The following is a 20,939-nucleotide window of genomic DNA, read 5'->3' on the forward strand; positions in this document are numbered from 1 at the left end:
CTATGGGAAGTCGTAAAAAACAAATGGCAGATGCTATTAAGGAAGGCAGAAAAAAAATTGCATTTGCAAAACTAAATAACTGCCCTACCTCACCAAGAAAAATGCGATTAGTTGCAGATTTGGTAAGAGGAAAGGAAGCTGAAAAAGCATTACAAATCTTAAGATTTAGTTCAAAAGAAGCGTCAAGGCGTTTAGAGAAGTTGGTGTTATCAGCAATTTCTAACTGGCAGGCTAAAAATGAAGATGCTGATATGGAAGAAGCAGATTTATTTGTTCAAGAGATTAGAGTTGACGGAGGGACTATGTTGAAGAGATTACGTCCAGCACCTCAAGGTCGTGCACACAGAATAAGAAAAAGATCTAATCACGTAACAGTTGTGATTGGAGCTAAAAATAACACACAAGCTTAGATAGAGATATGGGACAAAAGACAAATCCAATCGGAAATCGTTTAGGAATTATCAGAGGATGGGAATCTAACTGGTATGGTGGGAACGATTATGGTGATAAACTCGCTGAGGATTATAAAATCAGAGAGTATATTCATGCTCGTTTATCAAAAGCTAGTGTATCTAGAGTTATTATTGAGCGAACGCTTAAACTTGTAACCGTTACTATCACTACTGCTAGACCTGGTATTATTATAGGTAAAGGCGGACAAGAGGTAGACAAGTTAAAAGAAGAGCTTAAGAAAATTACTGGAAAAGAAGTTCAGTTGAATATCTTTGAAATTAAGAGACCTGAACTTGATGCATTTTTAGTAGGTACGAGTGTTGCTCGTCAAATTGAAAATCGTATATCTTACAGACGTGCGATCAAGATGGCAATTGCTGCTGCAATACGAATGAATGCTGAGGGAATAAAAATTCAAATTAGTGGTCGTTTAAATGGTGCTGAAATGGCACGAAGCGAACATTATAAAGAAGGTCGTATTCCTTTGTCTACTTTCAGAGCTGATATTGATTATGCTTTAGTTGAGGCACATACTACTTACGGTAGACTAGGTGTTAAAGTATGGATTATGAAAGGTGAAGTATACGGAAAAAGAGAACTTTCTCCATTAGTAGGTTTGTCTAAGAAACAAGGTGGTAAGCCTGGAGGACGCGGTCGTGATAATAATAAATCTCGTCGTAGAAAGTAATTTTTAAAGAAAAGTAATAATGTTACAACCGAAAAGAACAAAATTTCGTAAAGTCCAGAAAGGACGTATGAAAGGAAATACCGGAAGAGGTTACACACTTTCGAATGGTATGTTTGGAATAAAATCTTTGGATACAAATTTCTTGACATCTCGTCAAATTGAAGCTGCGCGTATTGCTGCAACTCGATTTATGAAGAGAGAAGGTCAATTGTGGATTAAGATATTTCCAGACAAGCCAATTACCAAAAAGCCATTAGAAGTACGTATGGGTAAAGGTAAAGGAGCTGTAGAATACTGGGTAGCTGTGGTAAAACCAGGAAGAATTTTATTCGAAGTTGGTGGAGTGCCAATCGAAGTTGCGAAGGAAGCCTTAAGATTAGCTGCACAAAAATTACCAGTAAAGACTAAATTTTTAATAGCTCGAGATTACGAGGCTTAATATTAATAATTATGAAGCAAGCAGAAATTAAAAAGCTATCAGTAGCTGAGTTGCAAGAAAATCTTGGCGAAACTAAAAAGAGTTATGCAGACCTTAAAATGGCACATGCAATTTCTCCGTTAGATAATCCAATTCAGTTACGTAACGTTAGACGTTCGGTAGCAAGAATCGCAACAGAATTAACTAAAAGAGAAATACAATAATTGTATTCTGGCTGAAAGATGGAAAAAAGACACTTAAGAAAAGAACGTATTGGAGTTGTTACTAGTAACAAAATGCAGAAATCAATTGTGGTTGCTGAAGTTAAAAAAGTAAAACACCCTATGTACGGAAAGTTCGTTTTGAAAACAAAGAAATATGTTGCTCACGACGAAACAAACGACTGCAATATTGGAGATACTGTAAAGATCATGGAAACAAGACCTTTAAGTAAATCAAAATGTTGGAGATTAGTAGAAATAATTGAAAGAGCGAAGTAATTATGGTACAACAGGAATCAAGATTAAAAGTAGCTGATAACACTGGAGCGAAGGAAGTTTTAACTATCCGAGTTTTAGGTGGGACAAAAAGAAGATACGCTTCTATTGGAGATAAAATTGTTGTCTCCGTTAAAGATGCCACCCCTAATGGAAACATTAAGAAAGGAGCGGTTTCTACGGCAGTAGTTGTTCGTACTAAAAAAGAGGTTAGACGTCCAGACGGATCTTATATTAGATTTGATGATAACGCATGTGTCCTTTTAAATCCGACAGGAGAAATGAGAGGAACCCGTGTATTTGGACCAGTAGCTAGAGAACTTCGTGATAGACAATTCATGAAAATTGTTTCATTGGCACCAGAAGTGCTTTAATGACTAATAAAATGACAAAGTTTAAAATTAAATCAGGAGATACTGTTAGAGTAATAGCTGGAGACCATAAAGGTACGGAAGGCAACGTTCTTAAAGTATTAAAGGATAAGAACAAGGCCATTATTGAAGGCGTGAACATGGTTAAGAAACACACTAAGCCAAGTGCACAAAGCCCCCAAGGTGGAATTGTTGAGAAAGAAGCACCAATGCATTTGTCTAACTTATCATTGTTAACATCGAAAGGTGAAATAACAAGAGTAGGTTACAAAATGGAAGGTGACAAGAAAGTAAGATTTTCAACAAAATCAAATGAAGTAATATAGTTATGACTTATATTCCAAGATTAAAACAAGAGTACAAGGACAAAGTAGTTTCTGCTCTTACAGAAGAATTCGGATATATAAACGTAATGCAAGTTCCTAAGCTTAAAAAGATAGTAATATCTAAGGGTGTTGGAGCTGCTGTTGCAGATAAAAAATTAATTGATCATGCAATTGATGAATTAACGATGATATCTGGTCAAAAGGCTGTAGCTACATTATCTAAAAAGGATGTTGCATCATTCAAATTACGTAAGGGCATGCCAATTGGTGTACGTGTTACGTTAAGAGGAGAGCAAATGTATGAGTTTTTAGATCGTTTAGTAACTTCGGCGTTACCACGTGTTAGAGATTTCAACGGTATCAAAGCTACGGGTTTTGATGGTAGAGGGAACTATAACTTAGGTGTTGTTGAGCAAATTATCTTTCCAGAAATAAATATTGATAAAATCAATAAAATCTCAGGTATGGATATTACATTTGTAACATCTGCAGATACAGATAAAGAGGCAAAATCGTTATTAACTGAAATGGGTTTACCATTTCAAAAGAACTAAGATATGGCTAAAGAATCAATGAAAGCCCGCGAGGTTAAAAGAGCAAATACAGTAGCAAAATATGCTGAAAAGCGTAAGGCTTTGAAGGAAGCTGGAGACTATGAGGGATTACAAAAGCTACCAAAAAATGCTTCACCGGTTAGGATGCATAATAGATGTAAGTTAACAGGAAGACCAAAAGGGTATATGAGAACTTTTGGACTTTCACGTGTTACATTTCGTGAAATGGCAAATCAAGGCTTGATCCCAGGTGTTAGAAAAGCATCTTGGTAGTCGAAATAGTATTACACGATTTAAACAAGAATTATAAATTGGTTTTAGGTTCGATGTCCGATAAACGGATGGTCGAAAACCATTACCGCAAATTAGTATAAATGAATACAGATCCAATTGCTGATTATTTAACAAGAATCAGAAATGCAGTGAAAGCCAACCATAGAGTAGTTGAGATTCCTGCATCAAATTTAAAGAAAGAGATGACTAAAATATTATTCAATCAAGGATATATATTAAGTTATAAATTTGACGATTCTGTTGTGCAGGGGACAATTAAGATTGCCTTAAAGTACAATAAGGAAACTAAAGAGTCGGTTATCAGAGAAATTCAACGAATCAGTACACCAGGTTTACGTAAGTATTCTGGCGCTAATGAAATGCCAAGAATCCTTAATGGTTTAGGTATTGCTATCGTTTCTACATCTAAGGGTGTAATTACAGCTAAGCAAGCGCAAAGAGACAATGTCGGTGGTGAAGTATTGTGTTACGTTTACTAATATAAAGCAGAAAGAACATGTCAAGAATAGGAAATAATCCAGTAGCAATTTTAGAAGGGGTTACTGTAGATGTTAATGATAGCTTAGTTACAGTAAAAGGTAAATTAGGGCAATTAACACAAGCATTTGATACTGTTGGTATTAAAGTTGAAGACGGTAACGTACTTGTAACTAGAACAGCAGATAACAAAGATCATAAAGCAAAACATGGTTTATATAGATCCTTAATCAATAATATGATTGAAGGGGTATCTAAAGGATGGACTAAAGAATTAGAACTTGTAGGTGTCGGTTATAGAGCATCTAATCAAGGTCAGAAATTGGAATTAGCTCTTGGTTTCTCTCATAATATAGTTTTAGATATTGCTCCAGAAGTTAGTATTGAGACGATTTCAGAAAAAGGAAAAAATCCAAGAATAAAATTAACGTCATTCGATAAACAATTAGTTGGACAAGTAGCTGCGAAAATTCGTGGTTTTAGAAGTCCAGAACCTTATAAAGGAAAAGGTATCAAGTTTGTTGGAGAAGAGTTAAGAAGAAAAGCAGGTAAATCAGCTTAAAAAATTAGTTATGGTATTAACAAAGAACGAAAAAAGACTAAGAATAAAGAGCAGAATCCGTAAGGTTGTTTCTGGTACAGAAGCAAGACCACGATTAGCTGTTTTTAGAAGTAATAAAGATATCTATGCTCAGGTTATAGATGATGTATCGGGGAAAACCTTGGCTGCAGCATCTTCTAGAGATAAGGAGGTCCTTGCTTCAAAAGGAAATAAAACGGAAATGGCAACCTTAGTGGGTAAAGCTGTTGCCGAGAGAGCTGTAAAAGCAGGTGTTGACACTATATCTTTTGATAGAGGTGGATACCAATATCACGGAAGAGTAAAATCATTAGCTGAAGGCGCAAGAGAAGGCGGACTTAAATTCTAAGACACTATGTATCAAAAATATAAAAACGCAGAATTAGTAAAACCGAGTGGAATTGATCTTAAAGATCGTTTGGTAGGTGTACAGAGAGTTACTAAGGTAACAAAAGGTGGTAGGGCTTTTGGTTTTTCAGCGATCGTAGTGGTTGGTGATGAGGCCGGAGTAGTAGGTCACGGTTTAGGGAAATCTAAAGACGTAGCTACTGCAATAGCAAAAGCTGTTGAAGATGCTAAGAAAAACTTGGTACGTATTCCTATTATTAAAGGTACGTTACCGCACGAACAGAAAGGTAAGTTTGGTGGAGCTAGAGTAAATATTATTCCTGCTGCTCCTGGTACAGGTGTAATTGCTGGTGGAGCTGTGAGAACAGTTTTGGAAGCAGTTGGTATACATGACGTATTATCGAAATCTCAAGGATCTTCTAACCCTCATAATGTAGTTAAGGCAACTTTTGACGCTCTATTACAATTAAGAGATGCTAGAACAATAGCAAAGGATAGAGGTATTTCTCTTGAAAAAGTGTTTAACGGTTAATCAATAGGACGATGGCAAAGATTAAAGTAACAAAGGTAAAAAGCGCAATAAATCGTACTCAGACTCAGAAGAGGACATTAGAATCTCTAGGGTTGAGAAAAATTGGTCAAACAATTGAGCACGATGCGTCTCCAAGTATACTTGGGATGGTAAGTAAAGTTTCACATTTAGTTTCTGTTGAAGAGACAAAATAATAAGATACAATGAACTTAAGTAATTTAAAACCAGCAAAAGGTTCTGTAAAGAGCCAAGGTAAAAGAATAGGTAGAGGACAGGGTTCTGGAAAAGGTGGTACTGCGACTCGTGGTCACAACGGAGCAAAATCTCGTTCAGGTTATTCTAAAAAATTAGGTTTCGAAGGTGGTCAAATGCCACTTCAAAGACGTGTTCCTAAGTTTGGATTTACCAATATTAACCGTGTTGAATATCAGGGTGTGAACTTAGATAAGTTGCAAGAGTTAGTAGAAAATAAGAAAATAAAGGATACAGTTGATTTTCAAATTCTAGTAGATCTAGGTTTGGCGGGAAAGAATGAAGTAGTAAAGATTCTTGGCCGTGGTGAATTAAAGTCGAAATTAACCGTAACTGCTCATAAATTTACTGCTTCAGCAAAGGCTGCAATAGAAGCTGCAGGTGGAGAAGCTGTAACTTTATAAGAACACTACTATGAAAATAATAGATACATTAAAGAACGTTTGGAATATAACTGAATTAAAAGATAGAATCATTTTAACGCTTGGTTTGCTTTTGGTTTATCGTTTTGGTGCTCAGGTTGTTTTGCCTGGTATTGATGCAAGTCAACTTGGAGGTTTAGCTAGTGGTACTGATGGTGGGATATTAGGAATTCTTAATATGTTTACTGGTGGTGCTTTTGCTAATGCATCTGTTTTTGCACTTGGTATTATGCCTTATATTTCAGCGTCTATTGTAGTGCAGTTAATGGGGATCGCGATTCCATATTTACAGAAATTACAAAAGGAAGGTGCGAGTGGACAAAAGAAGATCACACAAATCACACGTTGGTTAACGATCATCATTTGTTTATTTCAAGCTCCAGGGTATTTGGCTAGTTTACAGCCTGCCTTTGGTATCCCATCTTCAGCATTTTTGCTAGGAACAGGACCTCAATTTTATATTTCTTCTGTGATAATATTAGTTACTGGATGTATTTTTGCAATGTGGCTAGGAGAGAAAATCACAGATAAAGGTATTGGGAATGGTATTTCATTATTAATTATGGTTGGTATTATAGCCACCTTACCACAATCGTTTATTCAGAATGCGGCCTCTCGTTTAGATGGTGGAGGAAACGGTGGTTTAATGATGATTTTAATTGAACTTGTAGTTTGGTTTTTAATCATACTGGCGTGTATTATGTTAGTTATGGCTGTTCGTAAAATAGCAGTGCAATACGCGAGACGTACTGCGTCTGGTGGATATGAGAAGAATGTGTTTGGAGGGAACAGACAGTTCTTACCATTAAAATTGAATGCTTCGGGTGTAATGCCTATTATTTTTGCTCAGGCAATTATGTTTGTTCCTAGTTTAGTTGGAAAGTCTATGGGCTCTTCAAGCGAAGTAGGTCAATGGATGCAGTCACAGTTTAATGACCCTTTTGGGTTATGGTATAATGTATTGTTTGCTTTATTAATTATCATCTTTACATATTTTTACACTGCGATTACTGTTCCTACTAACAAAATGGCAGATGATTTAAAAAGAAGCGGTGGTTTTATTCCAGGTATTAGACCGGGAACAGAAACATCTGAATACTTAGATAAAATAATGTCACAAATAACATTACCTGGTTCTATATTTTTAGCACTACTTGCTGTGTTCCCAGCGATTATAGTTAAGATTATGGGTGTTCAGGGTGGTTGGGCATTATTCTTTGGTGGCACATCGCTACTAATTATGGTTGGAGTTGCAATAGACACGATGCAGCAAATCAATTCATACTTGTTGAATAAGCATTATGATGGTTTGATGAAGACTGGTAAAAACAGAAAAGCAGTAGCTTAGTACGAATAATAAATTAGAGTTTAATTTAGTCAGGTTAATTCCTGACTGAGGTTAAAAACTATAATAGAAAATATGGCAAAACAAGCAGCAATAGAGCAAGACGGTTCAATCATAGAGGCATTATCAAATGCGATGTTTCGTGTTGAGCTAGAAAACGGTCACATTGTGACAGCACACATTTCGGGTAAGATGCGTATGCATTATATTAAGTTGTTACCAGGAGATAAAGTAAAATTAGAAATGAGTCCTTATGATTTAACTAAGGCTCGCATAACTTATAGATACTAATTAATACGATGAAAGTAAGAGCATCAGTTAAAAAGAGAAGTGCCGACTGTAAATTAGTCCGCAGAAAAGGTAGACTTTACGTCATTAACAAAAAGAATCCGAGATTCAAACAAAGACAAGGGTAATTATGGCAAGAATTGCAGGTGTAGACATACCAAAACAGAAAAGAGGAGTAATTTCTTTAACTTATATCTACGGCGTAGGTAGAAGCAGATCAATTGAAATTTTAGCTGAGGCTAAGGTTGACCAAAGCGTCAAGGTACAAGATTGGACAGATGAGCAAATTGGAGCAATCCGTGAGGCTGTTGGAACTTATACTATTGAAGGTGAGTTGCGTTCTGAAACACAATTAAACATTAAGAGATTAATGGATATTGGATGTTACAGAGGTATACGTCATAGAGCTGGTCTTCCATTAAGGGGTCAGAGAACTAAGAACAACTCTAGAACTAGAAAAGGTAGAAGAAAAACTGTTGCTAATAAGAAAAAAGCAACGAAATAAAAATTAGACATTAGTCATTAGTTTGAACCGTTAGACGAATCTGTTTGAAATAGAAATGTTTAGGATTCTAACAACAAAAAACTGACAACTAGAAACTTTATAATATGGCAAAGTCAAGTACTAAAAAGCGTAAGGTAATAGTAGATGCTGTTGGAGAAGCTCATATAGCTGCTTCGTTTAACAACATTCTTATTTCTTTAACAAACAAAAAAGGTGACGTTATTTCATGGTCATCAGCCGGTAAAATGGGATTTAGAGGTTCTAAAAAGAACACACCATATGCTGCTCAGCTGGCTGCAGAAGATGCATCAGGAGTTGCAAAGGAAGCGGGACTTAAAAAAGTGAAAGTTTACGTAAAAGGTCCTGGTAACGGTAGAGAATCTGCGATCAGATCAATTCATAATGCAGGTATTGAAGTAACAGAAATCATTGATGTTACGCCATTACCACATAATGGATGTCGTCCTCCGAAAAGAAGAAGAGTTTAATCTGAATTAGTTTCAGATGCTGCATGATATTTATCGTGTAATCTCATAAAAATTTAGATAAACTAATATTAATACATTTTTGTATGACATTAGTTTATTTTGCATAAATTTGCAAACTGAAAAACAATAAACAAGTATCAACGAGAGATCAACGTTCGTCGAAGGATAAGATTAAGACCTTAATTCACAAACACTCTCTAAACAAATTTTAAAATGGCAAGATATACTGGTCCTAAAACGAAAATAGCCCGAAAGTTCGGTGAAGCTATTTTTGGAGATGATAAGGCTTTCGAGAAAAGAAATTATCCTCCAGGTCAACATGGTGCAAATAAGCGTCGTGGAAAGAAATCTGAATATGCAATCCAATTGATGGAGAAGCAGAAAGCGAAATATACTTATGGTATATTAGAAAAGCAGTTCAGAAACATGTTCAAAAAGGCAACAGCTGCTCAGGGAATTACTGGTCAAGTTTTACTTCAACTATGTGAATCTCGTTTAGATAACGTTGCTTACAGAATGGGATTATCTCCATCTAGAAGTGGAGCAAGACAATTAGTCTCACACAGACATATCACTGTAAATGGTGAAATAGTTAATATTCCTTCTTACCAATTAAAGGCAGGGGATGTTGTAGCTGTTAGAGAGAAATCTAAATCATTAGAATCCATTCAATCTTCATTGGCTAACTCAAGCAATGTATTTGAGTGGATTACATGGAACAACGATACAAAACAGGGGACTTATGTTTCTATTCCTGAAAGAATCCAGATTCCAGAAAATATCAATGAGCAGTACATCGTTGAACTATATTCTAAATAATAACTAGATACAAAACGCAATATGGCAATATTAAATTTTCAGAAGCCCGACAAAGTAATCATGATTGATTCAACTGAGTTTGAAGGTAAGTTTGAATTTAGACCTTTAGAACCAGGTTATGGATTAACAGTAGGTAATGCTTTAAGAAGAGTTTTGTTATCTTCTCTAGAAGGTTTTGCAATCACATCAATTAGAGTAGAAGGAGTAGATCATGAGTTTTCTACAATTGCTGGAGTAGTTGAGGATGTTACAGAAATTATTTTGAACCTTAAGCAAGTTAACTTTAAACGTCAAATCGACGAAGTTGATAACGAGTCGGTTTCAATTTCTATTTCTGGACAGAATCAAATAACTGCTGGTGATTTTCAGAAGTTTATTTCAGGGTTCCAAGTATTGAATAAAGACTTAGTGATTTGCAATTTAGATCCTAAAGTAAATATCAATATGGAGATTACTATTGAAAAAGGTAGAGGATACGTTCCTGCTGAAGAGAATAAAAAAGCTTCTGCACCAATAGGGACCATCTTCACAGATTCAATTTATACTCCTATTACAAATGTAAAGTATAGCATAGAAAACTGGCGTGTTGAGCAAAAAACCGATTTCGAAAAATTAGTTTTTGAAATTGAAACAGATGGTTCAATTGCACCTAAAGATGCTTTAACTGAAGCAGCTAAAATATTAATTCATCACTTTATGTTATTCTCTGATGAGCGTATCACTTTAGAAGCTGATGAAATTGCTCAAACAGAAACTTATGATGAAGAATCACTTCACATGAGACAACTATTGAAAACTAAATTAGTTGATATGGATCTTTCTGTTCGTGCTTTAAACTGTTTAAAAGCTGCAGAAGTTGATACTCTGGGAGACTTGGTATCTTTCAATAAGAACGATTTAATGAAATTCCGTAATTTTGGAAAGAAATCTTTAACCGAGCTTGAAGAGCTTGTAAATGTTAAAGGTCTTAACTTCGGAATGGATTTAGCAAAATATAAATTAGATAAAGATTAATACGTCATATTTTGCTCCCCTATATTGGGTTTGTAGCAAGATGATGATTAAAATAAAATGTCATGAGACACGGAAAGAAATTTAACCATTTAGGAAGACAAACTGCGCATAGAAAAGCAATGTTAGCTAATATGGCGTGTTCGTTAATCGAGCACAAACGTATCAATACTACTGTTGCAAAAGCTAAAGCTTTAAAACAATTTGTTGAGCCAATGATTACAAAGTCTAAAACTGATACGACTCACAACAGACGTATTGTTATGGCTAAGTTAAGACAAAAGGATGTTGTCGCTGAATTATTCAGAGATGTAGCTCCTAAAATTGGTGATCGTCCAGGTGGTTACACAAGGATAATTAAATTAGGAAACAGACTTGGTGATAATGCTGATATGGCTATGATTGAGTTAGTGGATTACAATGAAATCTACAATATAGGTAAAGTTGAGAAGAAGACAACTAGAAGAAGTCGTCGTGGTGGTGTTAAACCAGTAGCTCCTCCAGTTGATGCGAAAGCAACTAACGAAGAAGAAGAATAAATGTTAATAAGCATTTTATATATAAAGGATAATCTATTTTAGATTATCCTTTTTTTTATGGATTTTTGTGAAAGCAATTTGGACAATACCTGTCAGTTTTCCTAATTGAGCTTTACTACATTAAGGATTCAAGAGTTGATAGGTTGTTGTTGTCGCTCTATTTAATGAGTATTATCAAAGCTTCAAACACAAATTACTAACAGCCTTGGTATAAAAAAGGAGTCGTATGTGCACGGATTGGTAATCTTTAGCACATAACAATAAGAATAGTGAGCAAAATAACAACATACAATATATAACAAAAATGAAATACCAAAAACGTAAAAAAGCGCTAATCTTACTCGCAGACGGAACAATTTTTCACGGTAAATCAATAGGTAAAGAAGGTACTGCCTTTGGTGAAGTTTGTTTTAATACTGGAACAACTGGTTATCAAGAAATTTTTACTGATCCTTCATATTATGGTCAGTTGATGGTTACTACCAATGCACATATTGGGAACTACGGTACAAAAGACGAGGAAGTAGAATCAGATTCTATTAAAATTTCTGGATTAATCTGTAAGAACTTTAGTTTTAATTATTCACGTCCAGATGGTGATAGCTCTTTAGACGATTTTTTAAATGATAACAATCTTTTAGCAATTTCAGATGTAGATACAAGAGCTCTTGTAAGTCACATAAGAGACAATGGCGCTATGAATGCTGTAATTTCTACAAACGTTGATAATGTTGATGAACTAAAGAAACAGTTAGCTGAAGTTCCAAGTATGGAAGGTTTAGAGTTAGCGTCTCAAGTATCAACCAAGGAGGCTTATTATTACGGTGATGAGAGTGCACAGTATAAAATAGCAGCTTTAGATATTGGTATTAAAAAGAATATTCTTCGCAACTTATCGAAGCGTGGTGCTTATATTAAAGTATTTCCGTACAATTCTAGATTTGAAGATCTAGAAGCTTTTAAACCAGATGGTTATTTCTTGTCTAATGGTCCTGGAGATCCAAAGCCACTTATTGAGGCTCAAGCTTTAGCAAAAGAAATCATTAAACGTAATTTGCCCTTATTTGGTATTTGTTTAGGACACCAAGTGATTGCATTAGCAAATGGCATTTCAACCTATAAAATGCATAATGGACATAGAGGAATCAATCATCCTGTAAAAAATTTAATAACAACTAAAGGTGAAATAACATCTCAAAATCATGGTTTTGCTATAAATAGAGAAGAAACGGAAAAGAATAATGAATTAGAAATAACACATGTACATCTCAATGATGATACAGTTATGGGTATTAAAATGAAAAACAAAAACTGCTTTTCTGTACAATATCATCCTGAAGCAAGTCCTGGGCCAAACGATTCAAACTACTTATTTGATGAGTTTATTCAGAATATAAAAAATAACGAATAACAAAAAAGCAATGAATTTTAGAATTCATTGCTTTTTCTCTTTTACGAAAACATTGTAGTTGAGATATAATGTAATTCTGGGTTAGGTAGATTCAATATAGACTAACTATTTTGTAAATTTGTAATACATGGTTACCAAGATTCTAAAAAGGTTCTTGGTATCTTTAGAATAAATTAATCAATTTTAAAATTCATATAATGAGCATTATAATTAATATTCATGCGAGACAAATATTAGATTCAAGAGGAAACCCTACGGTAGAAGTAGATGTGGTTACTGAAAATGGAGTTATGGGAAGAGCAGCAGTGCCTTCTGGAGCTTCAACCGGTGAGCATGAAGCTGTAGAATTGAGAGATGGTGGCGATGCTTATATGGGAAAAGGGGTATCCAAAGCTATTGCCAATGTTAATACTTTAATTGCTCAAGAATTATTAGGAGAATCTGTTTTTGATCAAAACAGAATTGATCAATTAATGATCGATTTGGATGGTACGCCAAACAAATCAAAATTAGGAGCTAATGCAATCTTAGGTGTATCTTTAGCCGCTGCTAAAGCTGCTGCAGGAGAATTAGGAATGCCATTGTACAGATATGTAGGAGGTGTTTCAGCAAATACATTACCAGTACCAATGATGAATATAATTAATGGAGGATCTCACAGTGATGCGCCAATTGCATTTCAAGAGTTCATGGTGATGCCAGTAAAAGCGAAAAATTTTTCACATGCCATGCAAATGGGAACAGAGATTTTTCATAATCTTAAAAAAGTATTACATGATAGAGGTTTAAGCACAGCTGTTGGAGACGAAGGTGGTTTTGCGCCAAATCTTCCAGGTGGAACAGAAGACGCTTTAGAAACTATCGCTGTAGCTGTATCAAATGCAGGTTATAAATTGGGTGATGATGTAATGATTGCTTTAGATTGTGCGGCAGCAGAATTTTATGTGAATGGAAAATATGATTACACCAAGTTTGAAGGTGAATCTGGTAAGGTGCGTACAAGTAAGGAACAGGCAGATTATTTAGCGGAATTATCTCGTAAATATCCAATATTATCTATAGAAGACGGGATGGATGAAAACGACTGGGACGGTTGGAAATACTTAACTGAGCAAATAGGTGATAAAGTACAATTAGTAGGTGATGATTTATTTGTAACCAACGTAGAGCGTTTATCTCGCGGAATTGAAAACGGAATTGCAAACTCAATACTTATTAAAGTAAATCAGATTGGTACGCTGACAGAGACAATTTCCGCAGTGAATATGGCACATAATGCAGGTTATACATCTGTAATGTCACATCGCTCTGGAGAAACAGAAGATAATACTATTGCAGATTTAGCAGTGGCTTTAAATACAGGCCAAATTAAAACGGGTTCTGCTTCACGAAGTGATCGTATGGCTAAGTACAACCAGTTACTGCGTATTGAAGAAGAATTAGATGCTACGGCTTATTTTCCAGGAATGAAGGCCTTTAAAATAAAATAAATTAGGGTTGCTGATCTGTTTGAAGTATCGGAACACAAAAACTTAACACCTATTCGTTAATTCGGATAGGTTTTTTTTATGTCATTGAATAGGAGCCCCTTTTCGTCACTAAAAACTTTATTAAAAAAATATAGATTCTTCGTAAGCTCTGAATGATTACAAAATTAAATATTAGTTATATTTTAAGGACTCTGTCATTCTTTGGGAGGTGGTAATCCACAATTAAGAAATCTATAGCTTATTTATTATTAGTAAGAATAATAAGCTCAATTCTATGACTTTAAATATTAATAAATTAGAATTAAAATGAATAAATTAACCCATTAGTCAGTTCAAATTGTGTCTTCGGAATGTTAGAACTTACAGGAACCGCATCATAAAAAAAATTAAAGTTAGTCTTAAATGCTAAGTCTTTAAAGATCTCAAATAGGAGCGAAGTGTTACTAGAAAAGCGATAATCACTAAATGCATCCAATTTTGGTTGGTAGTAGCTCGTGCTTAGAATACTTATCGTTTCTGTAGGATATAGGCTAAAGGATAGGTAGACACTTCCTCTCAGATCGTTTTGTGTTCGGTTACTAATAACATTAGATGCTTTTTCATATTCGTACATGATTAAGGTACCTAAATAGAAACGATAGTCATCACTTTTCGTTAATTTAAAACGGGGACCAGTTCCAACCAAACCTCTAAAATCAATTTCTGAAATCGCATCGTATTGTGCCTGTGTAAAAGCTTCCCATTTGACACGCTCTGAGATTTTTCGGTTATATCTTAGATGTTGTGTACCTCTATTAACTAATGAGTTGCCTCCTGTTTTTTGAAAGTTTAAATCATTAACAAATAACCATAAATTGATTTGATCGTTGTATTGAACATGCGCCTTGTTCGCAATTCTAAAAATATCATTCTTATTTTTTATCAATGATACATCTAAACTCACCGAGCCTGTCCATTTTGCAGAATCTGATGCTTTTCTTAAAGTTTCAATATTGACTACCTGAGAGAAACTAGTAAGGCTTATAAAGAATATTAGATATAAAAGTTTCGACATATGAATAAAAATTAAGCTACAAAAATAAAATTTTTAATCTATATGGAACCATCGCTATTACGAATAATGTATGTTTCCGTAGAAAAAGATAATCTACTTTATCAATATCGTAATTGTTAAAAGCATTATAAATGTACTTCGTAAATCCTTAGATATTTCGTAAATTTACATACAGCATAAAAAAATCAATTTTAATATAATTCTAAGAATAAATGTCAGATAAAGCTACACTAGAAATTAATGGTCAAAAATACGAATTCCCGTTAGTTAAAGGTACAGAAAACGAAGTCGCAATAGATATCAAAACATTGAGAAGTGTTACAGGTGGTTTTACAACAATTGACCCTGGTTACAAAAACACAGGTGCTTGTGAAAGTGCTATTACGTTTTTGGATGGAGAAAAAGGAATCTTAAGATATCGTGGTTACTCAATAGAAGAGTTGGCAGAAAAGGCAGATTTTCTTGAAGTAGCTTATTTACTGATATTTGGAGAATTACCAAATAAAGCAGAACTTGATAAGTTTCATGCAGATATAAAAAAGCATGCTGTTGTTGATGATGACATTAAGAAAATTTTGGATGCATTTCCTAAATCTGCGCATCCAATGGGAGTTTTAGCATCTTTGACAAGTGCTTTAACAGCATTTAATCCAACATCTGTTAATGTAGAATCTGAAGAGGATATGTACAATGCCATTGTTAGGATTCTTGGGAAATTTCCAATATTGGTAGCGTGGACAATGCGTAAGAAAAAAGGAATGCCATTAGAATATGGAAGTTCATCTTTAGGTTACGTAGAAAACATCTTAAAAATGATGTTTAAGCACCCAAATGAAGATTATGTACAAAATCCTATTTTAGTAAATGCATTAGATAAATTATTAATTTTACATGCAGATCACGAGCAAAACTGTTCTACATCTACTGTGAGAATTGTAGGATCATCACACGCAGGATTATTTGCTTCATTAGCGGCAGGAATCTCTGCACTTTGGGGACCACTTCATGGTGGAGCAAACCAAGCAGTTTTAGAAATGTTAGAAGGTATCAAAAAAGATGGAGGTGATACTAAAAAATATATGGGTAAAGCTAAGGATAAAGAAGATCCTTTTCGCTTGATGGGCTTTGGACACCGTGTTTATAAAAACTTTGATCCAAGAGCAAAAATCATTAAAGTTGCAGCAGATGACGTACTAACAAATTTAGGAATCGAAGATCCAATTTTAGATATCGCAAAAGGTCTTGAAAAAGAAGCCTTAGAAGATGCTTACTTTGTAGATAGGAAATTATATCCAAATGTGGATTTCTACTCAGGAATCATTTATAGAGGTATGGATATTCCAACCGAAATGTTTACAGTAATGTTCGCTTTAGGTCGTTTACCAGGTTGGATAGCGCAATGGAGAGAAATGCGTTTACGTAAAGAGCCAATAGGTCGTCCACGTCAATTATACATTGGGGAAACGCACAGACCATTTAAAGATATTAGTAAAAGATAAACTGTTTAACACAATATTAAAGGCTTCATAAATTATTATGAAGCTTTTTTTATATTAGTAGCTATGATAAAACTTAATGTAAAAAATGAGACCACTCGTTTGCGAGCAGTCATTCTTGGTACAGCAAAGAGTAATGGTCCAGCACCAACTCTTGACGAAGCTTACGATCCAAAATCTTTAGAACATATTAAAGCAGGAACTTATCCTATAGAAGGCGATATGATCAAAGAAATGGAAGCTGTAGCTCAAGTTTTTGAAAAGTATGACATCAAAGTCTACAGACCAAAAATTATAGAAGACTGCAATCAGATTTTTAGCAGAGATATTGGTTTTGTTATTGACGATATCTTTATAAAGGCCAATATTTTGCCTGATCGTGAGGAAGAGTTAGAAGCGATTCAATACGTGATTGACCAGATAAATCCTGAAAAAGTTATGCGTCCACCAGAAGAGGTGCATATAGAAGGAGGAGACGTTCTCGTTTGGAACGATTATATATTTATTGGGACGTATTACGAACCAGATTATGCAGATTATATTGTTGCACGTACCAATATAGAAGGTGTTGCTTATATCACCAAGCAGTTTCCTCATAAAATCGTAAAAAGTTTTAATTTGCGTAAATCACAAGTCAACCCAAAAGATAATGCCTTACATCTCGATTGTTGCTTCCAGCCTATTGGTAACAACAAAGCAATTTTGCATAAAGAAGGATTTTTAGATGTCGATGAGTATGAGTGGTTGCTTAATTTCTTCGGTAAAGAGAATTGTTTCATTATTTCGAAAGATGAAATGTACAATATGAATAGCAACGTGTTTTCAATTTCTGAAAGCGTCATTATTTCTGAACAAAATTTTACCCGTTTAAATGCATGGCTTCGCGACCAGGGCTTCGTAGTTGAAGAAGTACCTTATGCTGAAATTGCGAAGCAGGAAGGCTTATTAAGGTGCAGTACTTTGCCTTTAGTTAGGGATTAGGGTAGAAATTTTTACAACCATTTATTTAATGTTATAGCAATCACCAGTGTTTAGTCTAATACGCTTTTTTCGTTTGTGTTAGCATACTTATTGATATTTATATATTGTTATTTGTTTTATAGCTGGTGCGAAATTTTAAAGATTTGATAGACATAGTGAATGCTTTCTTATGTTTGGTTAAGAGCTAAAGGTCATATTCATTTAGAAGGGCTTTTGTTCTTAATATACAGCAAACAACGTCGACTGTCTGCACATTAAATCAATTAGTAGCTTCTTCGTAGATTCCCTATAAATTATCTGGTAATCTTAGTTTTAGCTGCAAAGTTTAGACTGATTTGAATGTCCAAAAAGCATTTTTAGGCAATGGTGCTTCATAAGTTTTGAATTCTTTAGAACCAATGACTTGATAGTTTAATTTCCATGCGTGAAGACAGATAGATTGAGGTAAGTATTTTTGATCAGAACCATATTTTTCATCACCAATAATAGGGAGACCTATATTTGCTAATTGAGCTCTTATTTGATGGAATCGACCAGTTTTTGGTTTTATTTCTAAAAGATAACCAAAATCATTTTTGTCTACAACCTCATAGGAAAGAATGCATTCTAGTGAGTCTTTTGATTTTGATTGAATAATATCTGCTCTTTTTTCTAGATTATTTTTTACAAGAAAATTAATTAAGTGTTGCTTGTTTTTTTGTGGCTTGTTTTTAACAATTGCCAAATACGTTTTTTGAACTTTTCGGCTACTAAATAGATTATTAAATTCAACAAGAATGCTTTTTTTCTTAGCAAATATCAATACTCCACTTGTCACGCGATCTAACCTATGTATTATGCCAATATAGGGTTTTCGTTTGTTTTTTAAAAGATGATTAAAAGTTTGACTCTCAATAGTACAGTCCTCATAAGGGCTTTTTTCACTTATAAGTCCAGCCATTTTATTTACGACTATATAATCGTTGTTTTCATGTACTATTTCAAGATTTGACATTAGCAGTTTACATTTTCAAATTTTAAAATAGTATTGTTACGATTAATATGTTCAGTCGCTATCTGATTATTCAATGTTTTAGTCATTTAAATTTATTGTTGGTCAGGGAAATTGATATTAATTATTTCACCTTTTTTGTCTTTTATAGAATGATTTATTGCAGTAACGCTCTACTGTTAATATCCCATGAGTTAACAACTACTAATACTATTTTAGGATAAAAACTCATTTAATTATCTATAACCTCATTTTAACGAAGTTAGTTTTTTTCCTTGGATTATCAATACACAGTCCTACGTATATTCTTTCTCTTACTGCTCAATCGCATTATGAGCTATATATCTAGTATCATCACTAAACATGGTTTCTCCTTTAATAAGCCAAGCAAAGCCAAAACTTTCTACTGCGACGGTTTCCATCCAAAAAGTAAGTTGATTACCATTATAAAAATCTTCATTAATGACTCCAGTAAAACCTAGTAAAATTATAATTAGTGATAATACAATGAGCCCAGCACACACTCTACAAATTCTATTTCTAATTACTTTTTTTTGTCCTCGATATCCTTTTAACTTATTAGATTTAGTGAACAAGAAAAATGACATATAAGCCAATAGTATTAAAAAAAGTGCTGCAGAGATCAAGTGAAATGTTTCCCTAAAACCTGAACTTGTATTGCCTTCAATAAATGTAATGGAGTATGCTTTTAAAGACTCGCAATACGTCTCACTTAAATTACCTGTTGGGAAGAATACCACAAATAATGCAAAGATTCCCGCAAACGTAGAGATATAAAAATCTTTTGGTGCTTTACCACTATACACAATTAAAAATATAGCTATTACACTTAAAATGACAGTAAAAATGCTTCCCGCCCTTGTGTAATAATAATGACTAATAGATTCTATAGGCCTAGAGAGATCAAAAAATAAAAAGGTAATAATGATTAAAAGAATTGGTAATGCCATCCCTAAAACACCAATGAGTTTTCTCAGTGTTTTACTATTTTGTAACCAGAGATCATCTTCTTTTTTATAGTCAAGATTAATCATGTTATTAACCTTTTTGGTGAGTTGATTTTGCATAATTAATAGTTTTAAATACTTTGATATTGAAACATAATAATCATTATCAAATAGTTACAGTTTTCAAAAACTAAGTTACGGTTTTAGATAATACAAAATAGAGGTGATTTTAAGTATACTTTAAAGTTGCTTAGTCTCTTACAAAGCCGTCCCAACGTTTCATATACGTCACAAAAGCATTACCTAAACCTTCTTGTTCTAAATAGACTTCAGATACTGGAGTTTGTATTGGCTCAAAGTTTGGATTTTTAATGACTTGCTTTGGGAAATCGTGATGTAGAATTCCAGATTTGCCGATAGAGACAAAGTCCACTCTAGTGTTTAAAACTTTTTGGACATCTTCACCAGAACTTATTTTTCCTGCGACCGTCCATTTTACATTTTTGTAATCTAATTCCTCGAAGTGGGCGAGGAGTGATTTGTTTCGATATGCTTCATTTTCGGGAGTTTTGAAAACATCCCAAAGTGAAATGTCTAAAAAATCAATTTGATTGGTATCAATCAATTGTTGCGAAACTATTTTTACTTCATGGAGTTGCATCCCAAATCGTTCTGGTGAGAGGCGAACGCCTAATAGAAATTGTGCTCCACAAGCTTTTCTAATCCCATCAACTATCTCAAATAGGAGTCGTGCTCTGTTTTTTAAATTTCCTCCGTAAATATCCTTGCGTTTATTAATATCTGTACTTAAAAATTGAGTTAAAATATAACCATGAGCACCATGAACCTCTACACCGTCATATCCGCTTTTCTGCGCTCTAATCGCAGCATCAATAAAGTCGTTGCGTAAGTTATAGACCTCTTCTAATGTTAGTGCACGAGCGTTGTGTTTTTGAATTACCGAAGGACAAACCGGTTGTTCACCAATAACGTTCTCAGGAGATCGCATACCGGCGTGATGCAATTGAATTACGGCTATACAACCTTCTTTGTGTATACCTGCAGCTAAACGTTTATGACCGTCTATTTGGTGGTCTGAAAAAAACCCTAATTGGCCAGGAAACCCTTTGCCAATGGCCTGCACGTGAGAAGCACAAGTCATCGTCAACCCAAAACCTTCTTTGGCTCTCATGGTTAACCAATTAAACTCATCATTTGAAAGCGTCCCATCATCACGACTTTGTGAATTGGTCATTGGTGCTAACATGAAACGATTGGACATTGTTACTCCACACTTAAATGTGAGCGGTGTGTTTGGGGAGTTATGCATGCTCAATGAAG

31 protein-coding genes are annotated in these 20,939 nt (G+C 34.4%); 27 read left to right on the forward strand and 4 right to left on the reverse strand.

Features of this window, described 5'->3' with window-relative positions; genetic code table 11:
• The first annotated feature begins 2 nt into the window (after positions 1-2).
• From rplV to eno, 25 genes are all read left to right on the forward strand, one after another.
• Positions 3-410 carry a 50S ribosomal protein L22 gene (gene rplV, locus H593_RS0103245; protein WP_028871107.1) on the forward strand — a complete coding sequence of 136 codons (408 nt, stop codon included), beginning with the start codon at positions 3-5 and terminating at the stop codon, positions 408-410.
• An 8-nt stretch (positions 411-418) separates the two neighbouring features.
• The gene (gene rpsC / locus H593_RS0103250; protein ID WP_028871108.1) at positions 419-1,141 is read left to right on the forward strand and encodes a 30S ribosomal protein S3; all 723 of its coding nucleotides are present in this window, start codon (positions 419-421) and stop codon (positions 1,139-1,141) included.
• Positions 1,142-1,160: 19 nt separating this feature from the next.
• On the forward strand, positions 1,161-1,580 hold the full coding sequence (gene rplP, locus H593_RS0103255; protein ID WP_028871109.1) for a 50S ribosomal protein L16: 420 nt from the start codon (positions 1,161-1,163) through the stop codon (positions 1,578-1,580).
• An 11-nt stretch (positions 1,581-1,591) separates the two neighbouring features.
• On the forward strand, positions 1,592-1,783 hold the full coding sequence (rpmC, locus tag H593_RS0103260) for a 50S ribosomal protein L29 (protein ID WP_028871110.1): 192 nt from the start codon (positions 1,592-1,594) through the stop codon (positions 1,781-1,783).
• 18 nt (positions 1,784-1,801) lie between these two features.
• Positions 1,802-2,059 (forward strand): 30S ribosomal protein S17, encoded by a 258-nt coding sequence (gene rpsQ, locus H593_RS0103265; RefSeq protein ID WP_028871111.1) that lies wholly within the window; start codon positions 1,802-1,804, stop codon positions 2,057-2,059.
• A gap of 2 nt (positions 2,060-2,061) precedes the next feature.
• A complete protein-coding gene (rplN, locus tag H593_RS0103270; protein ID WP_028871112.1) occupies positions 2,062-2,430 on the forward strand; it encodes a 50S ribosomal protein L14 in 369 nt (122 codons plus the stop codon).
• An 11-nt stretch (positions 2,431-2,441) separates the two neighbouring features.
• Positions 2,442-2,753, forward strand: coding sequence for a 50S ribosomal protein L24 (gene rplX, locus H593_RS0103275; RefSeq protein WP_028871113.1), 312 nt, complete (start codon positions 2,442-2,444; stop codon positions 2,751-2,753).
• Between the two features lie 2 nt (positions 2,754-2,755).
• Complete coding sequence (gene rplE, locus H593_RS0103280) at positions 2,756-3,307, forward strand: 50S ribosomal protein L5 (protein ID WP_028871114.1); 552 nt, start codon at positions 2,756-2,758, stop codon at positions 3,305-3,307.
• Positions 3,308-3,310: 3 nt separating this feature from the next.
• Positions 3,311-3,580: a 30S ribosomal protein S14 gene (gene rpsN, locus H593_RS0103285; RefSeq protein ID WP_028871115.1), complete on the forward strand. Its 270-nt coding sequence runs from the start codon at positions 3,311-3,313 to the stop codon at positions 3,578-3,580.
• A gap of 101 nt (positions 3,581-3,681) precedes the next feature.
• Positions 3,682-4,080: a 30S ribosomal protein S8 gene (rpsH, locus tag H593_RS0103290; protein WP_028871116.1), complete on the forward strand. Its 399-nt coding sequence runs from the start codon at positions 3,682-3,684 to the stop codon at positions 4,078-4,080.
• A 17-nt stretch (positions 4,081-4,097) separates the two neighbouring features.
• Positions 4,098-4,640 carry a 50S ribosomal protein L6 gene (gene rplF / locus H593_RS0103295; protein ID WP_028871117.1) on the forward strand — a complete coding sequence of 181 codons (543 nt, stop codon included), beginning with the start codon at positions 4,098-4,100 and terminating at the stop codon, positions 4,638-4,640.
• Between the two features lie 10 nt (positions 4,641-4,650).
• Positions 4,651-5,007, forward strand: a complete 357-nt coding sequence (gene rplR, locus H593_RS0103300; protein ID WP_028871118.1) for a 50S ribosomal protein L18 — start codon at positions 4,651-4,653, stop codon at positions 5,005-5,007.
• Positions 5,008-5,013: 6 nt separating this feature from the next.
• Positions 5,014-5,538, forward strand: coding sequence for a 30S ribosomal protein S5 (gene rpsE, locus H593_RS0103305; RefSeq protein WP_028871119.1), 525 nt, complete (start codon positions 5,014-5,016; stop codon positions 5,536-5,538).
• A gap of 11 nt (positions 5,539-5,549) precedes the next feature.
• The gene (gene rpmD, locus H593_RS0103310) at positions 5,550-5,732 is read left to right on the forward strand and encodes a 50S ribosomal protein L30 (protein WP_028871120.1); all 183 of its coding nucleotides are present in this window, start codon (positions 5,550-5,552) and stop codon (positions 5,730-5,732) included.
• A 9-nt stretch (positions 5,733-5,741) separates the two neighbouring features.
• Entirely contained in the window at positions 5,742-6,194 is a 453-nt protein-coding gene (gene rplO, locus H593_RS0103315; RefSeq protein WP_028871121.1) for a 50S ribosomal protein L15, read from the forward strand.
• A gap of 10 nt (positions 6,195-6,204) precedes the next feature.
• Positions 6,205-7,560 carry a preprotein translocase subunit SecY gene (gene secY, locus H593_RS0103320; RefSeq protein ID WP_028871122.1) on the forward strand — a complete coding sequence of 452 codons (1,356 nt, stop codon included), beginning with the start codon at positions 6,205-6,207 and terminating at the stop codon, positions 7,558-7,560.
• 72 nt (positions 7,561-7,632) lie between these two features.
• On the forward strand, positions 7,633-7,848 hold the full coding sequence (infA, locus tag H593_RS0103325; protein WP_026753784.1) for a translation initiation factor IF-1: 216 nt from the start codon (positions 7,633-7,635) through the stop codon (positions 7,846-7,848).
• Positions 7,849-7,856: 8 nt separating this feature from the next.
• Positions 7,857-7,973, forward strand: a complete 117-nt coding sequence (gene ykgO / locus H593_RS20390; RefSeq protein ID WP_008269159.1) for a type B 50S ribosomal protein L36 — start codon at positions 7,857-7,859, stop codon at positions 7,971-7,973.
• A gap of 2 nt (positions 7,974-7,975) precedes the next feature.
• Positions 7,976-8,350: a 30S ribosomal protein S13 gene (gene rpsM, locus H593_RS0103330; protein ID WP_028871123.1), complete on the forward strand. Its 375-nt coding sequence runs from the start codon at positions 7,976-7,978 to the stop codon at positions 8,348-8,350.
• A gap of 104 nt (positions 8,351-8,454) precedes the next feature.
• The gene (rpsK, locus tag H593_RS0103335; protein ID WP_028871124.1) at positions 8,455-8,838 is read left to right on the forward strand and encodes a 30S ribosomal protein S11; all 384 of its coding nucleotides are present in this window, start codon (positions 8,455-8,457) and stop codon (positions 8,836-8,838) included.
• A 213-nt stretch (positions 8,839-9,051) separates the two neighbouring features.
• Entirely contained in the window at positions 9,052-9,657 is a 606-nt protein-coding gene (gene rpsD, locus H593_RS0103340; RefSeq protein ID WP_028871125.1) for a 30S ribosomal protein S4, read from the forward strand.
• A gap of 21 nt (positions 9,658-9,678) precedes the next feature.
• Positions 9,679-10,671: a DNA-directed RNA polymerase subunit alpha gene (locus tag H593_RS0103345; protein WP_028871126.1), complete on the forward strand. Its 993-nt coding sequence runs from the start codon at positions 9,679-9,681 to the stop codon at positions 10,669-10,671.
• 62 nt (positions 10,672-10,733) lie between these two features.
• Entirely contained in the window at positions 10,734-11,207 is a 474-nt protein-coding gene (rplQ, locus tag H593_RS0103350) for a 50S ribosomal protein L17 (protein WP_028871127.1), read from the forward strand.
• A 304-nt stretch (positions 11,208-11,511) separates the two neighbouring features.
• On the forward strand, positions 11,512-12,618 hold the full coding sequence (carA, locus tag H593_RS0103355) for a glutamine-hydrolyzing carbamoyl-phosphate synthase small subunit (protein ID WP_028871128.1): 1,107 nt from the start codon (positions 11,512-11,514) through the stop codon (positions 12,616-12,618).
• Between the two features lie 197 nt (positions 12,619-12,815).
• Positions 12,816-14,108: a phosphopyruvate hydratase gene (gene eno / locus H593_RS0103360; RefSeq protein ID WP_028871129.1), complete on the forward strand. Its 1,293-nt coding sequence runs from the start codon at positions 12,816-12,818 to the stop codon at positions 14,106-14,108.
• A 301-nt stretch (positions 14,109-14,409) separates the two neighbouring features.
• On the opposite strand, the gene H593_RS0103365 is transcribed toward eno, so the two are convergent.
• Positions 14,410-15,162 (reverse strand): DUF481 domain-containing protein, encoded by a 753-nt coding sequence (locus H593_RS0103365; RefSeq protein ID WP_028871130.1) that lies wholly within the window; start codon positions 15,160-15,162, stop codon positions 14,410-14,412.
• 212 nt (positions 15,163-15,374) lie between these two features.
• On the opposite strand from H593_RS0103365, the gene H593_RS0103370 reads away from it, so the two are divergent.
• Together H593_RS0103370 and H593_RS0103375 are read left to right on the forward strand one after the other, a co-directional pair.
• Positions 15,375-16,661: a citrate synthase gene (locus H593_RS0103370; RefSeq protein WP_028871131.1), complete on the forward strand. Its 1,287-nt coding sequence runs from the start codon at positions 15,375-15,377 to the stop codon at positions 16,659-16,661.
• A 63-nt stretch (positions 16,662-16,724) separates the two neighbouring features.
• Positions 16,725-17,639, forward strand: a complete 915-nt coding sequence (locus H593_RS0103375; protein WP_028871132.1) for a dimethylarginine dimethylaminohydrolase family protein — start codon at positions 16,725-16,727, stop codon at positions 17,637-17,639.
• Between the two features lie 325 nt (positions 17,640-17,964).
• Here H593_RS0103375 and H593_RS0103380 read toward each other — a convergent pair whose 3' ends face one another.
• The 3 genes from H593_RS0103380 to H593_RS0103390 all read right to left on the reverse strand — a co-directional run bounded on the left by H593_RS0103380 (position 17,965) and on the right by H593_RS0103390 (position 20,928).
• Entirely contained in the window at positions 17,965-18,633 is a 669-nt protein-coding gene (locus tag H593_RS0103380) for an RluA family pseudouridine synthase (protein ID WP_028871133.1), read from the reverse strand.
• Positions 18,634-18,944: 311 nt separating this feature from the next.
• A complete protein-coding gene (locus H593_RS18430) occupies positions 18,945-19,718 on the reverse strand; it encodes a hypothetical protein (RefSeq protein WP_051229609.1) in 774 nt (257 codons plus the stop codon).
• A 130-nt stretch (positions 19,719-19,848) separates the two neighbouring features.
• A complete protein-coding gene (locus tag H593_RS0103390; protein WP_028871134.1) occupies positions 19,849-20,928 on the reverse strand; it encodes an NADH:flavin oxidoreductase in 1,080 nt (359 codons plus the stop codon).
• Between the last annotated feature and the right edge of the window lie 11 nt (positions 20,929-20,939).

Source organism: Psychroserpens burtonensis DSM 12212, from assembly GCF_000425305.1.
Lineage (GTDB): Bacteria > Bacteroidota > Bacteroidia > Flavobacteriales > Flavobacteriaceae > Psychroserpens > Psychroserpens burtonensis.

Excerpts from the sequence above, each read along its gene's own strand:
- rplV (WP_028871107.1), top strand. The coding sequence starts at position 3 with ATGGGAAGTCGTAAAAAACAAATGGCAGATGCTATTAAGGAAGGCAGA.
- rpsC (WP_028871108.1), top strand. The coding sequence starts at position 419 with ATGGGACAAAAGACAAATCCAATCGGAAATCGTTTAGGAATTATCAGA.
- rplP (WP_028871109.1), top strand. The coding sequence starts at position 1,161 with ATGTTACAACCGAAAAGAACAAAATTTCGTAAAGTCCAGAAAGGACGT.
- rpmC (WP_028871110.1), top strand. The coding sequence starts at position 1,592 with ATGAAGCAAGCAGAAATTAAAAAGCTATCAGTAGCTGAGTTGCAAGAA.
- rpsQ (WP_028871111.1), top strand. The coding sequence starts at position 1,802 with ATGGAAAAAAGACACTTAAGAAAAGAACGTATTGGAGTTGTTACTAGT.
- rplN (WP_028871112.1), top strand. The coding sequence starts at position 2,062 with ATGGTACAACAGGAATCAAGATTAAAAGTAGCTGATAACACTGGAGCG.
- rplX (WP_028871113.1), top strand. The coding sequence starts at position 2,442 with ATGACAAAGTTTAAAATTAAATCAGGAGATACTGTTAGAGTAATAGCT.
- rplE (WP_028871114.1), top strand. The coding sequence starts at position 2,756 with ATGACTTATATTCCAAGATTAAAACAAGAGTACAAGGACAAAGTAGTT.
- rpsN (WP_028871115.1), top strand. The coding sequence starts at position 3,311 with ATGGCTAAAGAATCAATGAAAGCCCGCGAGGTTAAAAGAGCAAATACA.
- rpsH (WP_028871116.1), top strand. The coding sequence starts at position 3,682 with ATGAATACAGATCCAATTGCTGATTATTTAACAAGAATCAGAAATGCA.
- rplF (WP_028871117.1), top strand. The coding sequence starts at position 4,098 with ATGTCAAGAATAGGAAATAATCCAGTAGCAATTTTAGAAGGGGTTACT.
- rplR (WP_028871118.1), top strand. The coding sequence starts at position 4,651 with ATGGTATTAACAAAGAACGAAAAAAGACTAAGAATAAAGAGCAGAATC.
- rpsE (WP_028871119.1), top strand. The coding sequence starts at position 5,014 with ATGTATCAAAAATATAAAAACGCAGAATTAGTAAAACCGAGTGGAATT.
- rpmD (WP_028871120.1), top strand. The coding sequence starts at position 5,550 with ATGGCAAAGATTAAAGTAACAAAGGTAAAAAGCGCAATAAATCGTACT.
- rplO (WP_028871121.1), top strand. The coding sequence starts at position 5,742 with ATGAACTTAAGTAATTTAAAACCAGCAAAAGGTTCTGTAAAGAGCCAA.
- secY (WP_028871122.1), top strand. The coding sequence starts at position 6,205 with ATGAAAATAATAGATACATTAAAGAACGTTTGGAATATAACTGAATTA.
- infA (WP_026753784.1), top strand. The coding sequence starts at position 7,633 with ATGGCAAAACAAGCAGCAATAGAGCAAGACGGTTCAATCATAGAGGCA.
- ykgO (WP_008269159.1), top strand. The coding sequence starts at position 7,857 with ATGAAAGTAAGAGCATCAGTTAAAAAGAGAAGTGCCGACTGTAAATTA.
- rpsM (WP_028871123.1), top strand. The coding sequence starts at position 7,976 with ATGGCAAGAATTGCAGGTGTAGACATACCAAAACAGAAAAGAGGAGTA.
- rpsK (WP_028871124.1), top strand. The coding sequence starts at position 8,455 with ATGGCAAAGTCAAGTACTAAAAAGCGTAAGGTAATAGTAGATGCTGTT.
- rpsD (WP_028871125.1), top strand. The coding sequence starts at position 9,052 with ATGGCAAGATATACTGGTCCTAAAACGAAAATAGCCCGAAAGTTCGGT.
- H593_RS0103345 (WP_028871126.1), top strand. The coding sequence starts at position 9,679 with ATGGCAATATTAAATTTTCAGAAGCCCGACAAAGTAATCATGATTGAT.
- rplQ (WP_028871127.1), top strand. The coding sequence starts at position 10,734 with ATGAGACACGGAAAGAAATTTAACCATTTAGGAAGACAAACTGCGCAT.
- carA (WP_028871128.1), top strand. The coding sequence starts at position 11,512 with ATGAAATACCAAAAACGTAAAAAAGCGCTAATCTTACTCGCAGACGGA.
- eno (WP_028871129.1), top strand. The coding sequence starts at position 12,816 with ATGAGCATTATAATTAATATTCATGCGAGACAAATATTAGATTCAAGA.
- H593_RS0103365 (WP_028871130.1), bottom strand. The coding sequence starts at position 15,162 with ATGTCGAAACTTTTATATCTAATATTCTTTATAAGCCTTACTAGTTTC.
- H593_RS0103370 (WP_028871131.1), top strand. The coding sequence starts at position 15,375 with ATGTCAGATAAAGCTACACTAGAAATTAATGGTCAAAAATACGAATTC.
- H593_RS0103375 (WP_028871132.1), top strand. The coding sequence starts at position 16,725 with ATGATAAAACTTAATGTAAAAAATGAGACCACTCGTTTGCGAGCAGTC.
- H593_RS0103380 (WP_028871133.1), bottom strand. The coding sequence starts at position 18,633 with ATGTCAAATCTTGAAATAGTACATGAAAACAACGATTATATAGTCGTA.
- H593_RS18430 (WP_051229609.1), bottom strand. The coding sequence starts at position 19,718 with ATGCAAAATCAACTCACCAAAAAGGTTAATAACATGATTAATCTTGAC.
- H593_RS0103390 (WP_028871134.1), bottom strand. The coding sequence starts at position 20,928 with ATGCATAACTCCCCAAACACACCGCTCACATTTAAGTGTGGAGTAACA.